General features: G+C 44.0%; 20 protein-coding genes and 1 pseudogene. 17 read left to right on the top strand and 4 right to left on the bottom strand.

Annotated elements, in window-relative coordinates; translation table 11 throughout:
• Positions 1-55: 55 nt before the first annotated feature.
• The 4 genes from DFP94_RS06530 to DFP94_RS06515 all read left to right on the top strand — a co-directional run bounded on the left by DFP94_RS06530 (position 56) and on the right by DFP94_RS06515 (position 2891).
• Positions 56-457: an Rrf2 family transcriptional regulator gene (locus tag DFP94_RS06530; RefSeq protein WP_114495566.1), complete on the top strand. Its 402-nt coding sequence runs from the start codon at positions 56-58 to the stop codon at positions 455-457.
• Positions 458-525: 68 nt separating this feature from the next.
• Complete coding sequence (locus tag DFP94_RS06525) at positions 526-1416, top strand: class I SAM-dependent methyltransferase (protein ID WP_114495565.1); 891 nt, start codon at positions 526-528, stop codon at positions 1414-1416.
• Between the two features lie 190 nt (positions 1417-1606).
• Entirely contained in the window at positions 1607-2491 is an 885-nt protein-coding gene (locus tag DFP94_RS06520) for a YwqG family protein (RefSeq protein ID WP_245954526.1), read from the top strand.
• Positions 2492-2522: 31 nt separating this feature from the next.
• A complete protein-coding gene (locus tag DFP94_RS06515) occupies positions 2523-2891 on the top strand; it encodes an iron chaperone (protein WP_114495563.1) in 369 nt (122 codons plus the stop codon).
• A gap of 86 nt (positions 2892-2977) precedes the next feature.
• Here the strand turns inward: DFP94_RS06515 and DFP94_RS25925 are convergent.
• Positions 2978-3094, bottom strand: a pseudogene (locus DFP94_RS25925) (sugar O-acetyltransferase); the annotation flags it as partial.
• A gap of 95 nt (positions 3095-3189) precedes the next feature.
• Between DFP94_RS25925 and DFP94_RS06505 the strand changes: the two are divergent.
• The 3 genes from DFP94_RS06505 to DFP94_RS06495 all read left to right on the top strand — a co-directional run bounded on the left by DFP94_RS06505 (position 3190) and on the right by DFP94_RS06495 (position 6136).
• Positions 3190-4218 carry an ROK family protein gene (locus tag DFP94_RS06505; protein WP_245954524.1) on the top strand — a complete coding sequence of 343 codons (1029 nt, stop codon included), beginning with the start codon at positions 3190-3192 and terminating at the stop codon, positions 4216-4218.
• An 84-nt stretch (positions 4219-4302) separates the two neighbouring features.
• On the top strand, positions 4303-5502 hold the full coding sequence (locus tag DFP94_RS06500) for an MFS transporter (protein WP_114495810.1): 1200 nt from the start codon (positions 4303-4305) through the stop codon (positions 5500-5502).
• Between the two features lie 28 nt (positions 5503-5530).
• Positions 5531-6136, top strand: a complete 606-nt coding sequence (locus DFP94_RS06495) for a DUF1349 domain-containing protein (RefSeq protein ID WP_114495561.1) — start codon at positions 5531-5533, stop codon at positions 6134-6136.
• A 104-nt stretch (positions 6137-6240) separates the two neighbouring features.
• Here the strand turns inward: DFP94_RS06495 and DFP94_RS06490 are convergent, their stop codons facing one another.
• On the bottom strand, positions 6241-7743 hold the full coding sequence (locus DFP94_RS06490) for a glycoside hydrolase family 43 protein (RefSeq protein WP_114495560.1): 1503 nt from the start codon (positions 7741-7743) through the stop codon (positions 6241-6243).
• A 180-nt stretch (positions 7744-7923) separates the two neighbouring features.
• Here DFP94_RS06490 and DFP94_RS06485 point away from each other — a divergent pair, with 180 nt between their 5' ends.
• The 10 genes from DFP94_RS06485 (at position 7924) to DFP94_RS06440 (ending at position 18076) form a co-directional block, all read left to right on the top strand.
• The gene (locus DFP94_RS06485; protein ID WP_114495559.1) at positions 7924-8826 is read left to right on the top strand and encodes an ArsR/SmtB family transcription factor; all 903 of its coding nucleotides are present in this window, start codon (positions 7924-7926) and stop codon (positions 8824-8826) included.
• A 130-nt stretch (positions 8827-8956) separates the two neighbouring features.
• Positions 8957-9682, top strand: a complete 726-nt coding sequence (locus DFP94_RS06480; protein ID WP_114495558.1) for a response regulator transcription factor — start codon at positions 8957-8959, stop codon at positions 9680-9682.
• A gap of 119 nt (positions 9683-9801) precedes the next feature.
• Positions 9802-10752: a sensor histidine kinase gene (locus DFP94_RS06475; protein ID WP_245954522.1), complete on the top strand. Its 951-nt coding sequence runs from the start codon at positions 9802-9804 to the stop codon at positions 10750-10752.
• Between the two features lie 146 nt (positions 10753-10898).
• Positions 10899-11675, top strand: coding sequence for an ABC transporter ATP-binding protein (locus tag DFP94_RS06470; RefSeq protein ID WP_114495556.1), 777 nt, complete (start codon positions 10899-10901; stop codon positions 11673-11675).
• Positions 11650-13005 (top strand): FtsX-like permease family protein, encoded by a 1356-nt coding sequence (locus DFP94_RS06465; RefSeq protein WP_114495555.1) that lies wholly within the window; start codon positions 11650-11652, stop codon positions 13003-13005. The genes DFP94_RS06470 and DFP94_RS06465 overlap by 26 nt, the downstream gene beginning before the upstream one ends.
• A complete protein-coding gene (locus DFP94_RS06460) occupies positions 13002-14537 on the top strand; it encodes a serine hydrolase domain-containing protein (RefSeq protein ID WP_114495554.1) in 1536 nt (511 codons plus the stop codon). The genes DFP94_RS06465 and DFP94_RS06460 overlap by 4 nt, the downstream gene beginning before the upstream one ends.
• A gap of 139 nt (positions 14538-14676) precedes the next feature.
• Positions 14677-15393, top strand: a complete 717-nt coding sequence (locus tag DFP94_RS06455) for an alpha/beta hydrolase (protein ID WP_114495553.1) — start codon at positions 14677-14679, stop codon at positions 15391-15393.
• A gap of 140 nt (positions 15394-15533) precedes the next feature.
• Positions 15534-16109, top strand: coding sequence for a LysE family translocator (locus DFP94_RS06450; RefSeq protein ID WP_114495552.1), 576 nt, complete (start codon positions 15534-15536; stop codon positions 16107-16109).
• Positions 16110-16134: 25 nt separating this feature from the next.
• Complete coding sequence (locus DFP94_RS06445; protein ID WP_114495551.1) at positions 16135-16911, top strand: AraC family transcriptional regulator; 777 nt, start codon at positions 16135-16137, stop codon at positions 16909-16911.
• Positions 16912-17077: 166 nt separating this feature from the next.
• Entirely contained in the window at positions 17078-18076 is a 999-nt protein-coding gene (locus tag DFP94_RS06440) for a stalk domain-containing protein (RefSeq protein WP_114495550.1), read from the top strand.
• A 92-nt stretch (positions 18077-18168) separates the two neighbouring features.
• On the opposite strand, the gene DFP94_RS06435 is transcribed toward DFP94_RS06440, so the two are convergent.
• Both DFP94_RS06435 and DFP94_RS06430 read right to left on the bottom strand, forming a co-directional pair.
• On the bottom strand, positions 18169-18408 hold the full coding sequence (locus DFP94_RS06435) for a hypothetical protein (protein ID WP_114495549.1): 240 nt from the start codon (positions 18406-18408) through the stop codon (positions 18169-18171).
• An 82-nt stretch (positions 18409-18490) separates the two neighbouring features.
• Positions 18491-19489 (bottom strand): helix-turn-helix transcriptional regulator, encoded by a 999-nt coding sequence (locus tag DFP94_RS06430; RefSeq protein WP_114495548.1) that lies wholly within the window; start codon positions 19487-19489, stop codon positions 18491-18493.
• Positions 19490-19568: the final 79 nt, after the last annotated feature.

Genomic DNA, 19568 nt, shown 5'->3' with positions numbered 1-19568 from the left:
AACACAAAAGTTATTATGGGCACATAAAGTCCATTATTGAGGTGAACACTACGCTATGAAATTTTCAAAAGCGACGAACTATGCCCTTCACACCATGCTCTTTCTGGCCGCAGCCCCTCCGAATAAGCTTATCGGCGTCCAACAATTGGCGGAACGGCAAGCGGTTTCCCCTACGTATTTATCCAAAATCCTTACCAAGCTGGTCAAGGCGGGAATGATTGAATCCACATCAGGTGCCAATGGAGGATATCGGGTGAAGCGGAATTGGGAAGAAATCTCGTTTCTTGACATTATTCATGCCATTGAAGGCACCGCCTCCTTATTCGAATGCGAAATGAACCATGGATCCGAATGTATGATTCAGAAGGTGATGGTATCGGCGGAGGGGAAAATGGAGGACTTTTTAAGAAACCAAAAAATTTCTGAGCTTGCCAAAAAAATGACAGTTGTTCTGTGAAGAACAGCTGATTTTTTGAGATGATCATAGATATAATAAATCTTTAAAATCCTGAAAGGGGAATGATCATGAAAAACGAATTATTTAATGAAGCTGTTTGGGAAAAAGCATGGAAGGAAGATATGCAAACGGCTGTGAACAAGATGAAAAATGCAGGAATGGATCCTGCCCGCGTATTAGATCACAAGGCAAAGACGTTTAATGAGCAGGCCTTTAATGAAGAAGGGCGGAAGAGAGCAAAGCGGATTATGAATTGGCTGGTAGGGCAAGGCGTCACATTTCAAGATGCCTCCGTTTTGGACGTTGGAGCGGCCTCGGGCGGTTTTTCCGTGCCGTTTGCGGAAAAAGGAGCAAGTGTTACGTCTGTGGAGCCCAGTCTTCCCTTAGTCCAGTTGCTGAAAGAAAATGCTGCAGGATTAACAAACGGGAAGGTTGAGGTTGTTGCGGAGCCATTCGAAGATATCGATATTCAGTCGAAGGGATGGGAGAAGGCTTTTGATTTCGTCTTTGTTTCCATGTGCCCGGTAATTGTCGATTGGGATAGTGTGGAGAAGGTGCTGCGTTGCGCCCGGAAGTTTTGCTACATCAGTTTGTCTGTCGGCTCCAGAGAGCATAGTCTGATGAACGAGATCTGGCCTCTGGTTACCGATCAGCCGATGAAAAACGAACATCTGGAAATGGCCTATTTACTCCATTTATTGTATCTGAAAGGCTATTCCTATGAGTCGCTCGTAACCCGGGAAATGAATACCAGGGAGGTGTCCCGAGAAACGGCGCTCCAGGAGGTAATGGAGTTGTTGAGTATATTTGAATTGCCTGCAGATGATCGGAACCGGCAAATCGTGGCCGATTATCTGGAAGAGACATATCCGGCGGGAAAGTTAAACATCACGCAAGGTGGCCGATTCGGAAAGGTATTGATTCGTTTGCAAGACGAATCTATGTATACCGGAGAGTAGATTCCTGTTAAGGTTCTAATAGAATATGAAATGTTATATTACGTAAAACCCGGCAATGGTCTTGCCGGGTTTGTTCTTATATCCGATGATCTTCTTATGTTACAATTAAAATTGAAATACCTTTTTTGCAATCATTATGTTACCGTGGCACTCTGAGTACATAGCCGTGAGAAGGAGAAAGGTGGAGGTCATGTTAAGCGAAGACAATAAGAGAAAACTGGAAGAGATGATCCGGGAACAACACTTCGAGCATGCGCTGGATTATTTAAAAGAAACGGTGCGCCAAGGCATTCGCTTATCCAAAAACGGGATGGAAGATTACAGGGATACGGGCCATTCCCGCATCGGGGGCGATCCGGATCTGCCGCCAAATGTAGAATGGCCGTCGGCTTCCGACGGAACCGCTATGACTTTTCTCGCCCAGCTACGTCTCAGTGAATTAACGCCTCATGATGAATCGGCTCTGCTTCCCGCAGGAGGCATGCTTTATTTTTTCGTGGGCGTGGATGAACCTGCCTATCATATTGAACACAAAGTGCTGTATTTCCATGAAGAGCAGTTAATGGAAGCCTGCCGTCGTCCTTCGCCTAAAACGACTACCCTCAAGGAAGAATTTATCGGTTACCGGGTGTCGGCAAGAACCTCATTAGAACCGCCCAATTACGGCTATGCGGATTACGATCAGGTGGAGGACGAGGAACATGATTACGAGCATTACGAGGAATTATGCTTCGAGTTGACCGGAGAGACTTCCGATGATCTGGCGGTCTTGTTCGGTTATCCGGCAACCCAGCATGGCGATTGCGAGTATGAAGCGGCGCTGATGCTGTTGACCGGTTCGCAATTCAACTATTCCGTCGATGAAGCCATGAAAGAGATCACCTTGCATTTAAACGGGGATAGTGCCAAGGCGGAGCAAGAAGTTCGCGATACGTTGTTGCTGCTTGCTCTGGATTCTGATCGGGAAGTCGGATTTTGCTGGTGGGATGCCGGAGAACTGCAATTTTTCATTCGCAAAGAAGATCTTCAGACGGGGAACTTTTCGCATACATATTGCTCCCTGTATTCGAGTTAATCGGACGATAACGTTTTTAGGAGGGAACTTTATGGAAGCTTTTGCAGAGTATTTAGCAAAGATTGACAACCCGCAACATCGGGCCCGAACGGAAGAAGTTTTGGCCTGGGTAACAAAGAAATATCCAAACTTAGTGCCCCAAATCGCGTGGAATCAGCCAATGTTTACCGATCACGGTACCTATATTATCGGCTTTAGCGTATCCAAACAACATTTGGCCGTTGCCCCTGAAAGGGCAGGAATTAATCAATTCTTGGATGAAATTGTTCAGGCCGGCTATGATCACACCAAGGAATTGATACGTATCAAGTGGGGGAGTCCGGTTGATTTTTCATTACTTGAGAAAATGATTGAATTTAATATTTCGGATAAAGCAGACTGCTCAACCTTCTGGCGGTAAAAAAGATAATTAGAGTTCATAAGAAAATCCCCTTTCGAGGGGATTTTTGTCTAGCGGCACCAAGATATTGTTGAAGCTTATCCCAAGCCCTGATTCCGCACATCAACGTCCAGGGGATGTCCAGCGGTGTAAAAACCACGATTGGGAGAAATAAATAAGTTGTTCCCAATCGTTACTTTGGCTCCATCCATGATCGTGCAGTTATTTTATAAAATTAAGCTTGACAATTATACATAATCATATAAAATTCGTCTTATTATAAGTGTTTTAAAAACTGATGAAGAAGGGACATGCCGCCGTGATACCAACAACCCATAACACACTGCAAGTCAAAAAAATCAATGTCGAGTTAGTAAAAAACACATTGAAAACTGTTGGCATAGGGACGAAGGCATCCATTGCAAATATGACGCGATTAAGTGTCGCTACTTGCGGCACTATACTGAATGAGTTGGTGCAAAGCGGGGAAGTTCTTGAAAAAGAGCTGGAAGAATCCAGCGGCGGACGCCCAGCCAGACAGTACATGTTCAACGCCGATTATGCGTATGTCCTTTGTTTATTGGTAAAGACGGAAGGGGGCCTTCATTCTATAACCTATGCACTCGTAAATTTGCTTGGCGAGAAAATGGAAGTAGGAACAAGAAACTTAAATTACATTGATGCTGAAACTATTGATCTTTTGATTGAAGAATTTACAGCGCAACATAACAATGTAAAAGCGATCGGTATTGGCATCCCGGGAGTTGCTCATCATGGAATCATTGGAATTTGCGATGTGGCCGCTCTAGCGGGAGAACCCTTGGGTCCAAGGCTTGAAGAAAAATACAACATAGACGTCATTATAGAAAATGACATGAATCTTACGGTATACGGGTTCTATAATATGCAAAATTTTGAGGAGGATAAGACATTTGCCGTCGTGACATTTCCCAAAAACCATTTTCCCGGTGCTGGTTTTATTGTAAATGGACGCATGGTAACGGGCACTACCAATTTTGCAGGCGAAATATCCTATTTTCCCTTTGGAATCACGCGCGAAGAGCAACTGGAACGACTGCACAATAAACATGAGTTTGTTGCATTAGCTTCAAAACTGTTAAGTTCAATTATTACGATCATAAATCCGGTTTCCATTGCCATTACAGGTGATCTAACGCATCCTTCCATGACGGAAGAATTAATGGATGGTTGTCTGCAGTATATACCAAAAGAACATATGCCTGCTCTCTTAATAAAGAACAATACGCAAGATGAGTATTTGACCGGGATTATGGCCCTTACGTTGGAAAGTTTAACTTATCGTTTGCAATTGGTGGAGAGAAAATGATCCGGATTGCATTAACCTGCTGATTGATTTAGGAGGATTTCAGAATTGAAGCAACGATCAAAAAATTTTAATAAGATTTATGCCATGCAGTTGGCCACCACCTTTTTGGGTTTTATCATTTTTGGGATCTCCGAGAATATTAAAGGCCCTGCAATTCCAAGGATTCAATTCGATTTTAATTTGAATGAAGAACAATTGGGCAGTTTGTTGTCCCTGAACGCCTTAGGGTATTTGATTGCCTGCTCGTTTACTGCTGTACTAGTGCGGAAATGGGGGATCAAAGCCGCAAGTATTCTATCTTTCGCTTCCATGTTAATTTCGGGTGTTTTTATATTTATATCGCATACATATCCGCTTTTTGCCGCTTCTTATTTTTTGATGTATATCGGAAACGGGATGTTGGAGATTGCGCTGGCGATTTTGGGAGCGAGGATCTTTGTCAAGAATACGGGAACCATGATGAATTTATCTCATGCCTTCTACGGGTTAAGTTCAACAGTCGCTCCTTTGATTGCAACAGGGGTCATGTCGGTTCAGGTATTTGGCCATGCGCTGGATTGGCGCGGAATGTATCTGGTCATACTTTCTTTATCTTTGCTTCCGATCCTGACTGCTTTGCGCAGTACGTTTCCTGGCGATGATCTTCCGAATGAGAGCCGGACTCCTTTAAAAGAATTGATGCGGGATCCCGCATTGTGGTGGATGGTGTTGATTCTCTCTTTCGGAGTGGTATCCGAACTGGCTGTAGGCGGTTGGTTGGTCAATTTTTTGGAAAAAGCCTACTACTGGGACACCGTTAAAGCTTCTGGTCTATTGTCCAGCTTTTTCCTTCTATTTGCGCTTGCCAGGCTCTTTTTGGGACCTGTCACAGATAGAATCGGATTTACTTTTTCTCTCATTATTTTCTCCGGCCTGTCTGCGCTTTGTACATTTGCCGCTATTGTCGGGGGAGAACCGTGGTCGTTTCTATTTGCGGCTGCGGGGATTGGGATCGCAATGATTTATCCGACAGTTATGGCCTTTATTGCAAAACGCTATCCGCGCGGAAGCGATACCGCGATTACTTTTACGGTCACCCTGATGGGGCTTGGCAGCGTTATCGGCAACTATGTTATCGGATTTGTCATAGAATTTGTGAAAAAAATGTATAGTGATGGAGACTCCATCGGATTACTGCGCGGACTACAAGCGGGCTATGGATTTATTGGCTTGTGTGCACTTTTATGTACCGTCTGCGGTTGCCTATTATATCGTTATTTAAAAAAACGCGGGGAATTAATCTAATAATTTTTTGATTAAGGAGTTCAAAACAATGCCGATGATGAAAATGGATTGGGAAGCCGGGAGATGGCTCAATTCGCCACTGTCCGCCCGAAAAGAAGAAACTTTCCTGAAGGTTGTTCCTGAAAAGGGACGGGACTTCTGGAAAAAGACTTTCTATGGTTTTGAATATGAGGATGGAGCGGCCTTGTTGGCGGATTGGGCTAACGACCTGGCCGTGGAGGTATCATTTCAGCTCTCGTCCTTCACGGAGCTATACGATCAGGCAGGCATTCTGTTGTATCATGGCCCGGGACAATGGATTAAAACAGGAGTTGAGATGAATGACGGGATTCCTCAGCTTTCCGCAGTCGTAACGGATGGTTATTCCGACTGGTCGCTTGCCGCGGTACCGGAATGGGCGGGGGAAGAGGTTACGCTTCGCGCTTCGATTATGAAGGACGCCGTGGTTATCCGCGCACGGACGCGGCATCATGCTTGGCGTACGATTCGTGTAGCGCGTTTTCCTTATCCTACCGGAAATCAGGCAGGACCCTTTGCCTGTTCTCCAACCCGAGATGGATTCGAGGTTACCTTCACTCGCTGGGCTTTTACAAATCCGGATCAAGACCTTCATACCGATCCAACAGAAGAATAAACAAACAAGCGATGCAGAATTGCAGTCCGAGTGCATGAATAAACACGAAAAAAAGCCGCGGAATCCGCGGCTTTTTTTCGTTGTAACGAATTGCAAAGGTTGAATCAAGAATACACGCAGCTAAAACGTGTAAACTCCGCATTGCAATCGGGGCTTTCTCCGGTGACATACAAACCGATAAGTACGCCCGTAAATCCTCCCGCAACTTCGGAGGAGAGATATCTCGTTTGTGCAGCTCCAAGTAAAGTCTCGGTGCCATCCTTCAGAATATAGAAGTAATAATGGGTAGCGGTGGCTTTAATCACCAATGTGGCATGATTGCACGGACCAAGATCTATAGCTTTTTCAACAGATTTGATATCTCCTATATTAAGTCGTTCGATGACTTCGTATCCTTGTTGCCGGTTATGCAAAGCCAAATCATAATGATGATTTTCGTCCATATAGAGAGTAATGCCGGCCTCACCTTCACCGCCGGTTAAGCTGATTTCGCATGATATGACCGCATTGAAGTCACGTTGACGAATACCAATAAACGTCGGGGATAATGGAACATCCAGCGTAATGCCGGTTCCCTTAAGCTTTACACTATCGGACTTTAACTGATAATGTTCCGGAACCGGATGTCGAAGATAACACCAGTCCAGATTCCAATCTGTATTTTCGAACGTAAAGTTCTTTTTCTCCTGTTGAATGATACAGTCAGCGATACGATCCGTCTCAAAACTCATAAGAGTGGTGCCATTATGACCTGCGGTAAACCAGCCATCTTCGCCAAAGGTAACCGGAGTCAGGAAAACTTCGCGTCCCAAGTGGTGATAAGTAAGCCACTGGCCGGTCTGCCGGAATCCGAGATGAAAAAGCCACCAATTCCCTTCGTGGTCTTGAACCAGATCCCCGTGACCAACCCCTTGCAGCTCGTAACCGCCCAGATTGCGATTGGTTAGTACGGGATTATTCGCATAGGCTTTAAACGGGCCGGATGGAGAATCTCCCCGCGCATAAGTTTCCATATGGCCATATTCGGTTCCGCCTTCAGCTGCCAGCAAATAATAACGTCCATTAATTTTGTACAAATGAGGGCTCTCCAAATAGCGTCCGCCTGAGCCTTGCCAGATTGAACGGCTTGGAGTCAATTTGCGTCCGGACTCAATTTCGATTTCGCACTGGACGATACCGCTTATCCCGTAATCGTCGGTTCCATTGCTCATGAAATACGTATTTCCGTCTTCAAAGTATAAATCCGGATCAATGCCCCCTTGATCGACATAAATCGGATCGGACCAATCGCCGTAAATATCGTCAGTCCAGACATAGAAGTTTTGGTGAGTAGTGTCATTTGTGGTGGTCATGTAAAAGCGCCCGCCATTGTAACGCAGGGTAGGAGCAAAGACACCTCCGGAACTGCTCACGGTCTCCAACTGAATCTGGCTCTTCCGGGTTAAACAATGACCGATTTGGGTCCAATTAATCAGGTCTTTGCTTTCAAAAATCGGAACGCCGGGAAAGTACTGAAAGGAACTGCAGACCATATAATAGGTGTCGTCCACTTTGCAAACGCTGGGGTCTGGATAAAAGCCTTTAATGACCGGATTATTGTATTTCATTGATTTGATTCCACCTCTTTTATATATTTACCTAAATAAGAATCCAACATAATTAACAGATAAGAAAATTAAACACTAATACCTGGTATCTTTCAATAAAGCATGGTTGAATGTTCATGGCTATATCAGTTAAATTAATAAATATGTGAATTCAATATGCAGATTCAGGAGATTATGATCATGATCAAAGCAAACGGGGAAGCAAAATTCATGGCATTATACGAAGCTCTTGCAAGCGAAGTCAGATGGAGAATTATGAGCCTGATTGCCGATCGCGAGATGAATGTAAAGGAAATTGCGGCCAAATTAGTGCTTAGCCCCTCCATCGTCACCTTGCACATCCGGAAACTTGAAGAAGCCGGACTAGTCGGAAGCCGCAGGGTTCGCCAAAACGGCGGGACGCACAAAATGTGCTTCCTCAAACAAAACATCGTCGAAATCGAGCTGCCAACCGCCAGCCGAACCGCGAAGATTAGAGAGCAGTCGATTTCAGTCGGTCATTATACCGCATTTGAAGTTTATCCTACCTGCGGGCTGGGCACGCGCGAGAAGGAAATCGGAGTTTGGGACGATCCGCGCTATTTTCTCGATCCCGAGCGGGTTCACGCCGGCATTCTGTGGTTCGGTAAGGGGTACGTCGAGTACAAAACGCCTAACTATCTGCTTCCGGGCCAAACTGCCGAAGCCATCGAAATTTCGATGGAAATTGCTTCCGAAGCGCCTGGCTTGAGAGATCATTGGCCTTCGGATATTCAATTTGCGTTCAACGGCGTTTCGCTTGGAACCTGGACAAGCCCGGCAGACTTCGGAAGAGCTGCGCGGGGGAAATATACGCCGAAGTGGTGGCATCGAAATGTCAATCAATACGGATTATTGAAAACGATCCGCATTGACAGCTTTGGAACATTTATAGACGGAGAAGTAATGTCGGACGTGACTGTCTCAGATATCAAGCTATTTGAGCAGTTCTGGAGTCTTCGTTTCACGGTTGACGAAAATTCCGTTAACGTTGGTGGTTTGACACTCTATGGGGCTGGATTCGGTAATCATGACCAGGATATTAATATTCGCGTATATCTTTGAGCGTCCGACAACGGAGCAAGTGGCTAGGAAAAAAAAGAATTATGATAATTTCTAATGAGCCGTTTAATTCCTGCTATTAACAATCTGCTATACTATAAGTTGATAACGAGGGAACACAAGGAGGAAGTAAGTGTACCGGATTTTCATCATAGAAGATGATAGCAAAATTAGTGCTGTCTTGAAGAGGAACATAGTGAAATATGGATATGAAGCCGCAAGTGCAACCCAATTTCGTGATATTATGCCGGAGTTGGCGGCATATGAACCGCATTTGATTATGCTGGATATCAATTTGCCTTATTTCGACGGTTATTATTGGTGTAGACAAATACGTATGAAATCCAATGTTCCCATCATTTTCATCTCAGCGCGAGCTGGAGAGATGGATCAGGTGATGGCGATCGAAAATGGCGGTGATGACTATATCACGAAGCCGATCCAATTGGACCTCTTCAATGCAAAAATGAAGGGTGTCCTTCGAAGAGTATATGGCGACTACTCGGCTCCAACTGGACTGGCTGCTTCTCTAGAGAACGAATTACATGTTCATGGGTTAAGACTGAACCTAAGCCGCAATGAGTTGATCTATCACACGCATCGAATTCAAATTTCGAAAAACGAACAGTTGCTTGCGGAATGTTTCCTTCAGCAGTATGGGAGAACGGTCTCGCGGGAGCAACTGCTTGGAACGCTTTGGGATCATGCACAGTTTGTTGACGACAACACATTAACTGTAAATGTGGCACGTTTACGTAAGAGGCTTGAAGAGCTTGGACTACCGGATGCGATCACGACCGTTCGGGGATTAGGCTACAAATTGCACCTGGACGAAGTGCAGGAAGAGACGGACCTATGAACAAACTGACAGCTGCGAAGTTCATTCGTGATCGGTTTTTGTATATCCTAACCGGACTTTTTATAACTGGACTCGGTGCTTGTCTCATGCTATTGGAACATGCTAGGAATCCAGCTTTGATGGATCTAAGTTCAATGTATTATTTCATAGGTGCCGCTGCTTTTTTTATCGTCCTTGTTCTTACGTTCGACTACATCAGGACGCGAGGATATTACAAACAACTTCATGAGGCAATTGAGCGAAATAGCGAGCTTCGGACTGGAGCGATCGCTCAGTCCGCTGTTACGGTTGAGCAGGAGCTTGTCGTACGCCTGTTAGATCAACAGAATAGCACGTATCTGAACAAACTTGGCACCTATCGACGTCAGCAAGAGCTGCATAATCATTTTGTGATGCAGTGGGTGCATCATATGAAGACACCATTATCCGTAGTTGATCTTCTCTTGCAAGAGGCCATGACGCAGCAGCCTTTATCTGACGAGGAACAGCATGAATTGATCCTGAGTCTACTCGAAGAGACTGATCGAATGGGTAAGGGCCTGGAGATGTTGCTGCATACTGCACGGCTTGACAAATTCGAGATGGATCTGCATCTGGTTAAAGTACCGTTGCATGATATTGTTCACGAAGTGCTGATTACACACAGGCGACTATGTATTCGTCATCATATCAATCCGCAAATTCAAGGCGAGGCATGGCCTGAGACGGATAAGAAGTGGATCATCGTCGTTCTGAATCAAATCGTCAGTAACGCGATTAAATACAGCAAGGACAAACAGGGGATGAAGCATCTTATATTTCATCTGGATCATCACGATACGATCAGTAAACTAATGATTACCGATGAGGGGAGCGGAATCGCGCCGCATGATCTGCCAAGAATATTCGATCCTTTTTTCACGGGAGAGAACGGGCAAGTTGCAGAATCGACGGGCATGGGATTGTATTTAGCCAAACAAATATGCAGCAGACTTGGCCATGAGCTGCTAGTATCCTCAGAGCTCGGGGCTGGAACCACCTTTACCATTACGTTTTCACCGCATGGCATCCACATTCTTGATAAGGGATAGGAGACTGAATAATCACGCTTTATGACAACATTGTCATGTTCGAAGCGTGATTTTTGTTATATAAATCGATGGGTTCAATAGACATTGCTCGGTATACTAAACAATGTTAAGACATGCAGAGCTAGACGGAAGGAGGAATTCTCACGATGACTGTGCTAACAGCACATGGTCTTAGCAAGGTATATAGCTCCAAGGGGAATATCGTTTGCACGGCAATAAATGATCTGGATTTGAAAATTGAGGATGGCGAATTTACGGGTGTCATGGGTCCGTCGGGAAGCGGAAAGACGACACTGCTTCATCTGCTTGCAGCCATAGACAGCCCCACGTCAGGATCGATCGAGATTAACGGAGTTGACCCGCACAAGTTTAGCGATAGGCAATTGGCCCTTTTCAGAAGACGTGAGCTTGGTTTTATCTTTCAAGATTTCAATCTAATAGAAACCTTGACCATTAAAGAGAACATCATCTTACCGCTGGTACTCGAGGGAATAGCCCCCCCATTGATCGAAGAGAGGTTGCGCCCGTTTGCAGATTGGTTACAAATCGAACATCTATTGGATAAACGCACTTATGAAGTATCCGGCGGTCAGAAACAGCGTACGGCCATTGCGAGAGCTCTTATTCATGAACCGTCATTAGTTCTGGCTGATGAGCTTACGGGGAACTTGGATTCAAAATCATCCAAAGATGTGATGGAGTTGCTTGCTTCGCTGAACGAGCGATTACAGGCAACGATATTAATGGTAACGCATGATCCATTCTCTGCGAGCTATTGCCGGCGCATCGTGTTCATTAAAGATGGGAGAATCTTCACGGAAATTCGTCGCGGAGCGAACAGACAAATATTTTTCCAGCAAATATTAGACGTCCTGAGCGTATTGGGAGGAAATTTCAATGACATTCCGTTCGCTCGCCCTTAGCAATATTCGCGGCAACTTACGCGCGTACAGCGCATTCTTTATGAGCAGCGTGTTCTCGGTCATGATCTTCTATATGTACACTGCATTTGCCCATCACCCGGATTTAGCAAACAGTCGAGTGATCGGAGTATCCAATGTAAGACAAGGAATGTTGTTCTGCCAGTGCATTATAATCATGTTCTCGTTTCTTTTTGTGCTTTATTCGAATGCGGCCTTTCTCAAATCGAGAAGAAAAGAATTCGCGCTGTTAACCTTATTGGGAATGACTCGCATGCAGCTCCGCAAGTTGATTGCATACGAGAATATGTGTATCGCGATTACGGCAATCGGTGTAGGCATCGGTCTAGGCGTGCTTTTTAGCAAACCGTTTTTTATGGCGCTCGCTGTCCTGTTGAAGATGAACGCCCCGATTGCAACTGCAATACCGATTCAAGCACTGTGGATAACGGCTGCCGGCTTCTTCATATTGTTCATGCTTATTTCAATATGGACGGTTATCCGCGTGGGCCATTCTGGTATTGTCGAATTACTTCAAGCGGACAAGAAACCGCACCAGGAGATAACTTATTCGCCATGGCTGGCCCTGCTTGCAATATTAAGTCTAGCGGCTGCATACAGCATGGCTCTCCTATTAGATATGAAGAATTTCAGTGTATTCTCAGTCTTCATTTTAATTGAGGCGATCATCGGGACCTATTTATTGTTCACTCAGGTTAGTGTCTTGACCTTACGATGGTTAACAAGGAAATCGAAGATCTATTACCGTCGAACGAACATGATCGTATTATCGTTGCTTGGCCATAAACTGAAAGGGAATGCAGAGATGTTGTTTATGGTATCGATCCTAAGCGCCGTGATCCTAACGGCATCAGGAACGATATACATGTTAGGACTTGCGGTTCAGCTCGATAATATCAAGACGCAATACGCGGATGCGCAAGGTCTTTTTGCACTCATAATGTTTATAGGGATATTCATTAGCCTACTGTTCTTCATTGCTTCGGGGAGTATGATTTATTTCAAATTATTCACGGAGTTGCAGCAGGATCAAGAGCAATATCAGGCGCTAACCCGAATCGGGATGACTCCGTCAGAGCTTCGTAAAATCGTCGTAACACAGGTCGGCATTCTATTCTTCACACCGTGTCTTCTTGGTATAGTCCATGCGTTATTCGCTCTCAAAGCATTGAATAATTTGCTCCTGGTTTCCAACTGGATCTATTCATTTGTCATCATCGGCATTTATTTGGCCATGCATACGATTTACTTCCTTGTGGCTTGCAATAGCTACATGAGAAGCATTCATTTAAGTAAGGGGAATCGAATATGAAATCATCCGTACGCTTCAGATTCTTAATCTTGACGGTGCTTGCATTCGTGAGCGTTGTGACACCAAACATGGCGAGTGCAAACTCAAACCATAATATACAGCTAATTGAACAATTCGTTGAGGAACAACAAGAGTTAAGCAACATTCCAGGTCTGTCCCTTGTCATCGTAGAGAAGGGGAAAACAGTTTATCGGAAAGGATTCGGATATGCGGACCTGCAGTCGAAAAAACCAATAACGTCAGATACCTTATTCGAAATCGGATCCACTACCAAAGCATTCACAGGGTTAGCTATCATGCAATTGGAAAAGGAGGGGTTATTAGAACGAACCGATGATATTCAGGAGTATATCCCTTGGCTAAAACTAACCTATCAAGGCAAGCCCCAATCCATAACAATCGATCAACTCCTCCATCATACAAGCGGCATTCCTTCGAATTCGATTGCGCGTATTCCGGAGAGCAATGCGGACAACGCGCTGGAGTTGACTGTAAGAACGCTAGTGAATCAGCCACTGAATCGAAAATCAGGCAGTTCATTTGAGTACGCCACGATTAATTATGATGTCCTCGGACTTGTCATCGAGACCGTCACGAAGACGCCATACGATGTATATATGAAGCAGCAGATCCTTGAACCATTGGGCATGAACAGTACATTTGCAGGACGGCATCAAGTGCACTCCGGCATGGAAATGGCATCCGGTTACAAAATCGGATTTATGCAAGCACTAGCTTATACTGCTCCCACATACCGGGGGAATACTCCTGCCGGGTATTTCGTCACCAATGCGAATGATATCGCGAAATGGATGAATGTTCAGTTAGGTTCCGATCCGAGCAATACGATACACCAAGAGGTTATCCGAGCTTCACACATCCCGGATCAGACTGTAGCGCCTTTTGACCAAGATACCTATTATGCCAGTGGTTGGGAAATCAAGGAGAAGAATAATGAACGTTATATTTCGCATGCGGGACAAAATCCTAATTTCACATCTTATTTCATCATGAATCCTGAAGAACAGGTCGGTGTTGCAGTCTTCTCCAATCTGAATACGAGCTATACAACGGCTATTGGTCAAGGCGTGATGGCATTATGGGAAGGAAAGAAAGTAACAACCGTGCATACGGACAGCTATCAAAAGTTGGATCAAATCGTGACCATTGCGTGCATCATTGTCGCAGGAGCCGGTATAATAATTTTCTTGTCAACGCTAATGATGTTGAGGAAGCTGGTTGCCAGACAACGTATTCGGGCATCGCTCAACGGCAAGAGGTTGCTGCTTTTGCTTGTTCATACTCTCATTGTAGCTGGAATCATAACAGCCACAATCTTGTTGCCGAAATGGTTATTGGGGGGCTTGCCATGGTCGTTTATTCACGTATGGGCACCGACTTCTATCACGGTTTTCTTGTATATTGTCATTGCGGTAAGCCTTATTTATTATGTTATGGGCGTATTACGCTGCCTGACCATCAAAAGAACTATCGCAGGGAAAGTTTTTCATCCAACGTTAATGGATAATTAGCCGCAAACATAGCGGGATAGGCGAAGAAGAAGAATAAAAATCAGCAGCGGAATACTGCTGATTTTGCTTTTTTGTGGTGAATATTAATAGAGCGGAGAGCGTTAACCTAAACAAGAAGAGGCAAAGAGGGTGAGAAATCATGATAGAGTCTTTCGTTTCTTCCAATAGCACGTGTACCGGAAAGTGCCGAACGGTGGTGTGCTTTGTTGCCGGTGTACTGACCTATCGGAATAATTTTGAAGCCGGCGCAGGAGAAATTGCCAAAAGATTTCCCTATGTCAAAATCGTGGCGGTCTTTCCATATGGGACAGTGAACGGAGCGAATCGTTCCTCGTTTATTACTCTGCTGGCGCGGCAGCTTACTCAAGTCGGATATGATCTGACCCATAACCAATCCCGGCGCGTAAAAGCCGCATCTCAGATCATTCGGGAGCATGCAGCATTTTCGGATCAACTTATTCTGATCGGTCATAGCGCCGGTGGGGTTATTGCCTACAGGACAGGATTAAACCTGGAAGAGAAGTACGGATTTCAGCAGGTTCGAGTATTTGCTGTGGGAAGCCCCAAATTCCATTTGAAGGACATCACTTACAATAAGCGATTCACCTATATTACCGGTCAGAATCCGGACAGAATCACCCGGATCGGCAACTGGCGCAAACCGGGCTCACGGCTATACTGCGGAAAGCCCGGGCGGGAAATTCAAATGGATTTTAATCCCGGGCATCAAGGGTGGAAGTTTCATGCTTCCTATTTTCTGAAGTCGGCCTGGAGTGACGCAAACCAAGTTTTCCATTCCAATGCGGAAGATCTCATTTCCAAAATCCATCAACTACTAAACTCGGAAAACCCATAAAGGGTTTAAATTTTTCTCGAATCTATTATCTCAAATAACAAATAGTTCCATGGCGAATGAAATTCAAAATTGCAATAATGTACTATAGGGTCTTTAAACTAAGATGTAATATATGAGAATGACCGGAAAGAGGGGCTCTCATGGATATTACATCTATTTTGATTTACTGTATGGTTGCTACGTTTACACCCGGACCAACGAATATTGTTATTTTGTCCACCGTGCATCATCAAGGGGCGAAAAAAGCGATGAACTATTCGTATGGAGCAACGGTTGGTTTTGGTTTATTGCTGGCTATTTCCGCATTATTGAATATGATACTCACTACGTTCATTCCGAAAATAATCATTGTAATGCAGATCATCGGAAGCGTTTATATGCTCTATCTTGCTTACATGATTTACAAAATGGATGCATCGAATTCGACTGAAAACGAAACGGCTACCTTTTTATCGGGCTTATTAATGCAGTTTCTAAATCCCAAGGTAGTGCTCTTTACTTTGACTGTAATTCCAACATTAATTATGCCGAAATTTAACACGACTCCCGCGATGACGATAAGCATTCTTGTGATCACAGCCATCGGATTTCTAGCCTTTATTACATGGGTGCTATTCGGGACGGTTTTCAAGGCGTTTTTACAAAGACACGGCAAGATCGTTAATATATTCATGGCGTTATCCCTTGTTTATGCCGCTATCATGATTTGGATGTAGGGAAGCTTATGAAGAGGTGAATGGAATGAACAAATTTATATATAAAAAATCGGCGGGGATTACCGCATTGTCGGCAAGCATGACTGACTTTACCTATAAAAAGCATGCTCACCAGGAGTATGCCGTGGGTGTTACATTGCGGGGGATTCAGGAATATAACTTGGAGGGGAGTTTACAATTATCCTATCAGAACGGCGTTATGTTATTTAATCCGGAACAGGCCCATGATGGAATGGCACATGATCGGACTGGTTTGGATTATGTCATGCTTTACTTTGAGCCCCAACTACTTATGGAAATCATAGAAAAAAAGGATATTCCCAGGTTTTCAACCCCGATTGTGTATGATGCGCAGCTTGAACAACGAATCGTAAATCTTTCCGCGGCTATATTGAGCGAAAAAGATGAGGCGTTGTGCAGCGAATTATTCCTGTCTCTCACAAATAGCCTTGTCCAAACGAAGCTTTCGACGGACGACAGAAAGGAAAACGTGCTGATTCGCAAGGCAAAAGAGATGCTTCATGCCAATCTGGAGCATGTTCTTAAACTTGATGAAATCAGCCGTGAGCTCCATTTATCAAAGTTTCAGTTTATCCGATTATTCAAAGCGAATACCGGAATTTCACCCTATCAATACTTTCTCAACTGCAAAATCGAACGGGCAAAGCGTTTAATCGAGAAGCATAAAGATGTTTATTCAGCAGTAACTGCCTGTGGTTTTGTTGATTTGACTCATTTAAACAAACATTTTAAAAGCGTATATGGTACGACAGCGTTTGAATATATGTCGCATTTGCAGTAAGGGATCGTCATCTGGTAGGAGCGATCGATCCCGGTAAAATCTTGGGCTTCAATTTTCAGCCTTTTTTTACCTTAATGAAGTAATTGTCACAGACTATGAAGGAAAGACAAACCTATGATGAAGGGGAGTTCATGAACACCAATACATATTTACGGGAGGTAGTTTTATGAGAAAGAAGTCTTTCATTTCTTTAGCTCTAATGCTCTCAGTCATCATGTTGGCATTCACTTCAATTCCCGCAATAGCTTCAGAGGTTCCTGCTGACAAGTATACTTATGCATTGTCCGGCGAAGCAGGTACCCAATCGAAAAAAATCGATCTAGAAGAATTTGACGACAATCAGCGGTTCAGGGATGTTCTTGCCGAAGAAAAATATAAAATTGTTCTCGTTAAAGAAGGCGCTGAAATCAAATTTTCACCAAAGGAAAAAATGCCTGCCGTAGTTAGTTATTATACTGTCGATGGGAGTTATGGCGGTGCAATGTCCTGGACGATAGACGGTTCAGAACAAAGCGTCAGCGAAATCGAAGCAAATAAAACGGCAACCGTAAAACTGTACAAGAGATATGGTGGTTATACATGCGATCTTTATTACGTATTTAGTTTCGGAGAAGATAAGAACTCTAACATCATTTACATAGTTTCCGAAGGCGAAGAAACTGCGGCTTCGGCCCCCGCCGAACCGGCTGCAAATCCTGCCGAGCCGACTAAAGAGCCTGCTGTAAAGCCTTTGAAGACGGCAATTGCCGCTCCATCGGTTTCAAAGGTTTTAGTGGATGGCAAGCAAGTCTCTTTTGAAGCATATAACATTAACAATAATACCTATTTCAAGCTTCGCGACATTGCTAAGACCGTGAATGGAACCGCAAAGAGCTTTGAAGTAGGTTGGGACGGCGAGCATAACGCCATCAGTCTGACAGCGGGTGAAGCATATACCGCCCAAGGAGGAGAACTGGCCGTATCCGCGAATCCTAAAGCGAAGAATGCTGCATTATCGACATCTAAAGTTTATTTGGATGATCAAGAGGCACAGCTTACCTCGTATGTGATTGGTGGAAACAACTACTTCAAGCTTCGTGATATCGCGGATGCGCTTGACATTACAATTACTTTTGATTCCAAAACCAATACGATAGGCATCGAAACAACTGCGCAAGACGAATAAATAATGTCGATAAAGGCTTGTGAGCCGTTTTTGGTTTACAAGCCTTTTGTTTTTCCGGTAATGACCGATATGTCAAAATTATATCAAGCAGATCAGCCTATACCATCGCTTTCTAACAAGGAATAAAAATTATCACGGTCTTGATCATCAAATGTGCCGAGTGCCCGCACCCTGACAAATTCATGTCCGCCATACATATCCATTTCCTCGCCGTAACCATTGTAAAGCGCGATCATATTGCCATCCTGATTCAACTCCATGTACCCTAAGCAATTTGCTTCAGATGCTTCACCGTAAAAGACAGTAAATCTGATTTTGATCACTCTGTGCATACGGATACCCTCCTTTTTACGTTTTTTGTAATTGGCTTGGAATATATACAGTATCCTCCATCTAATGTCAAGAAATAAGATTTCATGAGAACCAACCCCGGTTGCGGGACTCGCCCAGAATAGGGCCGTATATTTTTATTCGCTCTTGTAAACCTTCCAAGACTTCTTCCGGCATTTGCCTGACCTTGATATCCCTGCCCAGGAAAAGCAACCAATTTGTTATTTCGATTAATTCTTCCGAATGTTGAACATGGATAAACGTCTTTAAAATGGCTGTTGTTTGGTAAGGATTCGTATATGAAATTGAAACTTTTAAAGGATGGTATTTTTTGAACTGGGCTATCGCCTGGGGTCCAAGCTCAATGACAAGGTTGATCGCTTCTTCCTGTTTACTTAGTTGTTCTAAAATCTTTTTCTTACTTACTCTTCTTTTCACAGGGTATGGTTCTACATTAATGAGATTGTCTACCGTAATAATACGTCTTTTTTCTTCCTCAAGATCAAAGCCTTCAATTTGCCATAAGCTTTTTTCACGATATAAGTGCAAAAGATAAATTGGATAAGACTTTATTTCACCCGCTTCTTTGACGGTAACCAATAAATAACTATCCAAAAGAAGAATCTGAATCAATTTTTCTAACATGGGATGGGGGAGGTCCGACAGATCAAGCAGGTCTGGATTATGGGGGTTGGTCCCTTCAAATAGCAAGATTTGATTTAATATAACAAGGTCGTCTTGCTGGTTTTCCGAGATGAGGCCCAGTAATTTTTCCGCTAAAGAGTGCCGACTCTTTAGATAAGGGAGTTGTTGATTTCTTGTGGCCATAAAGGCAATAAAAAGAGCTTTAATTTCATTATCCGTAAAACGGACTGTGGGGAGGACGGAGTTGTTCATGACAAAATAACCCCCATCTCGCCCAACTTCAGCGACAAGCGGCATCCCCATGGCTTCAATTTCTCTAATATCCCGAATAGCTGTCGATCGAGAGATATTAAACTCTCGCATGATTTCAGAAATGGTGAAGTGGGCCCGGTTATTGATATATCTCATGATGACATTAATCCGTTCAACTTTTTTCATCGGGCCCCCTAAACAGTATCATATTTTGACATGATTTAAGGTTATTATAAACCCATCAAGTGAAAAGACAAGTCAATTG

Origin of the sequence: Fontibacillus phaseoli, from assembly GCF_003337355.1 — a bacterium.
GTDB classification, from domain to species: Bacteria; Bacillota; Bacilli; order Paenibacillales; family Paenibacillaceae; genus Fontibacillus; species Fontibacillus phaseoli.
Note: the sequence above shows the minus strand (reverse complement) of the source record. Positions and strands in the feature narration are given on the sequence as shown.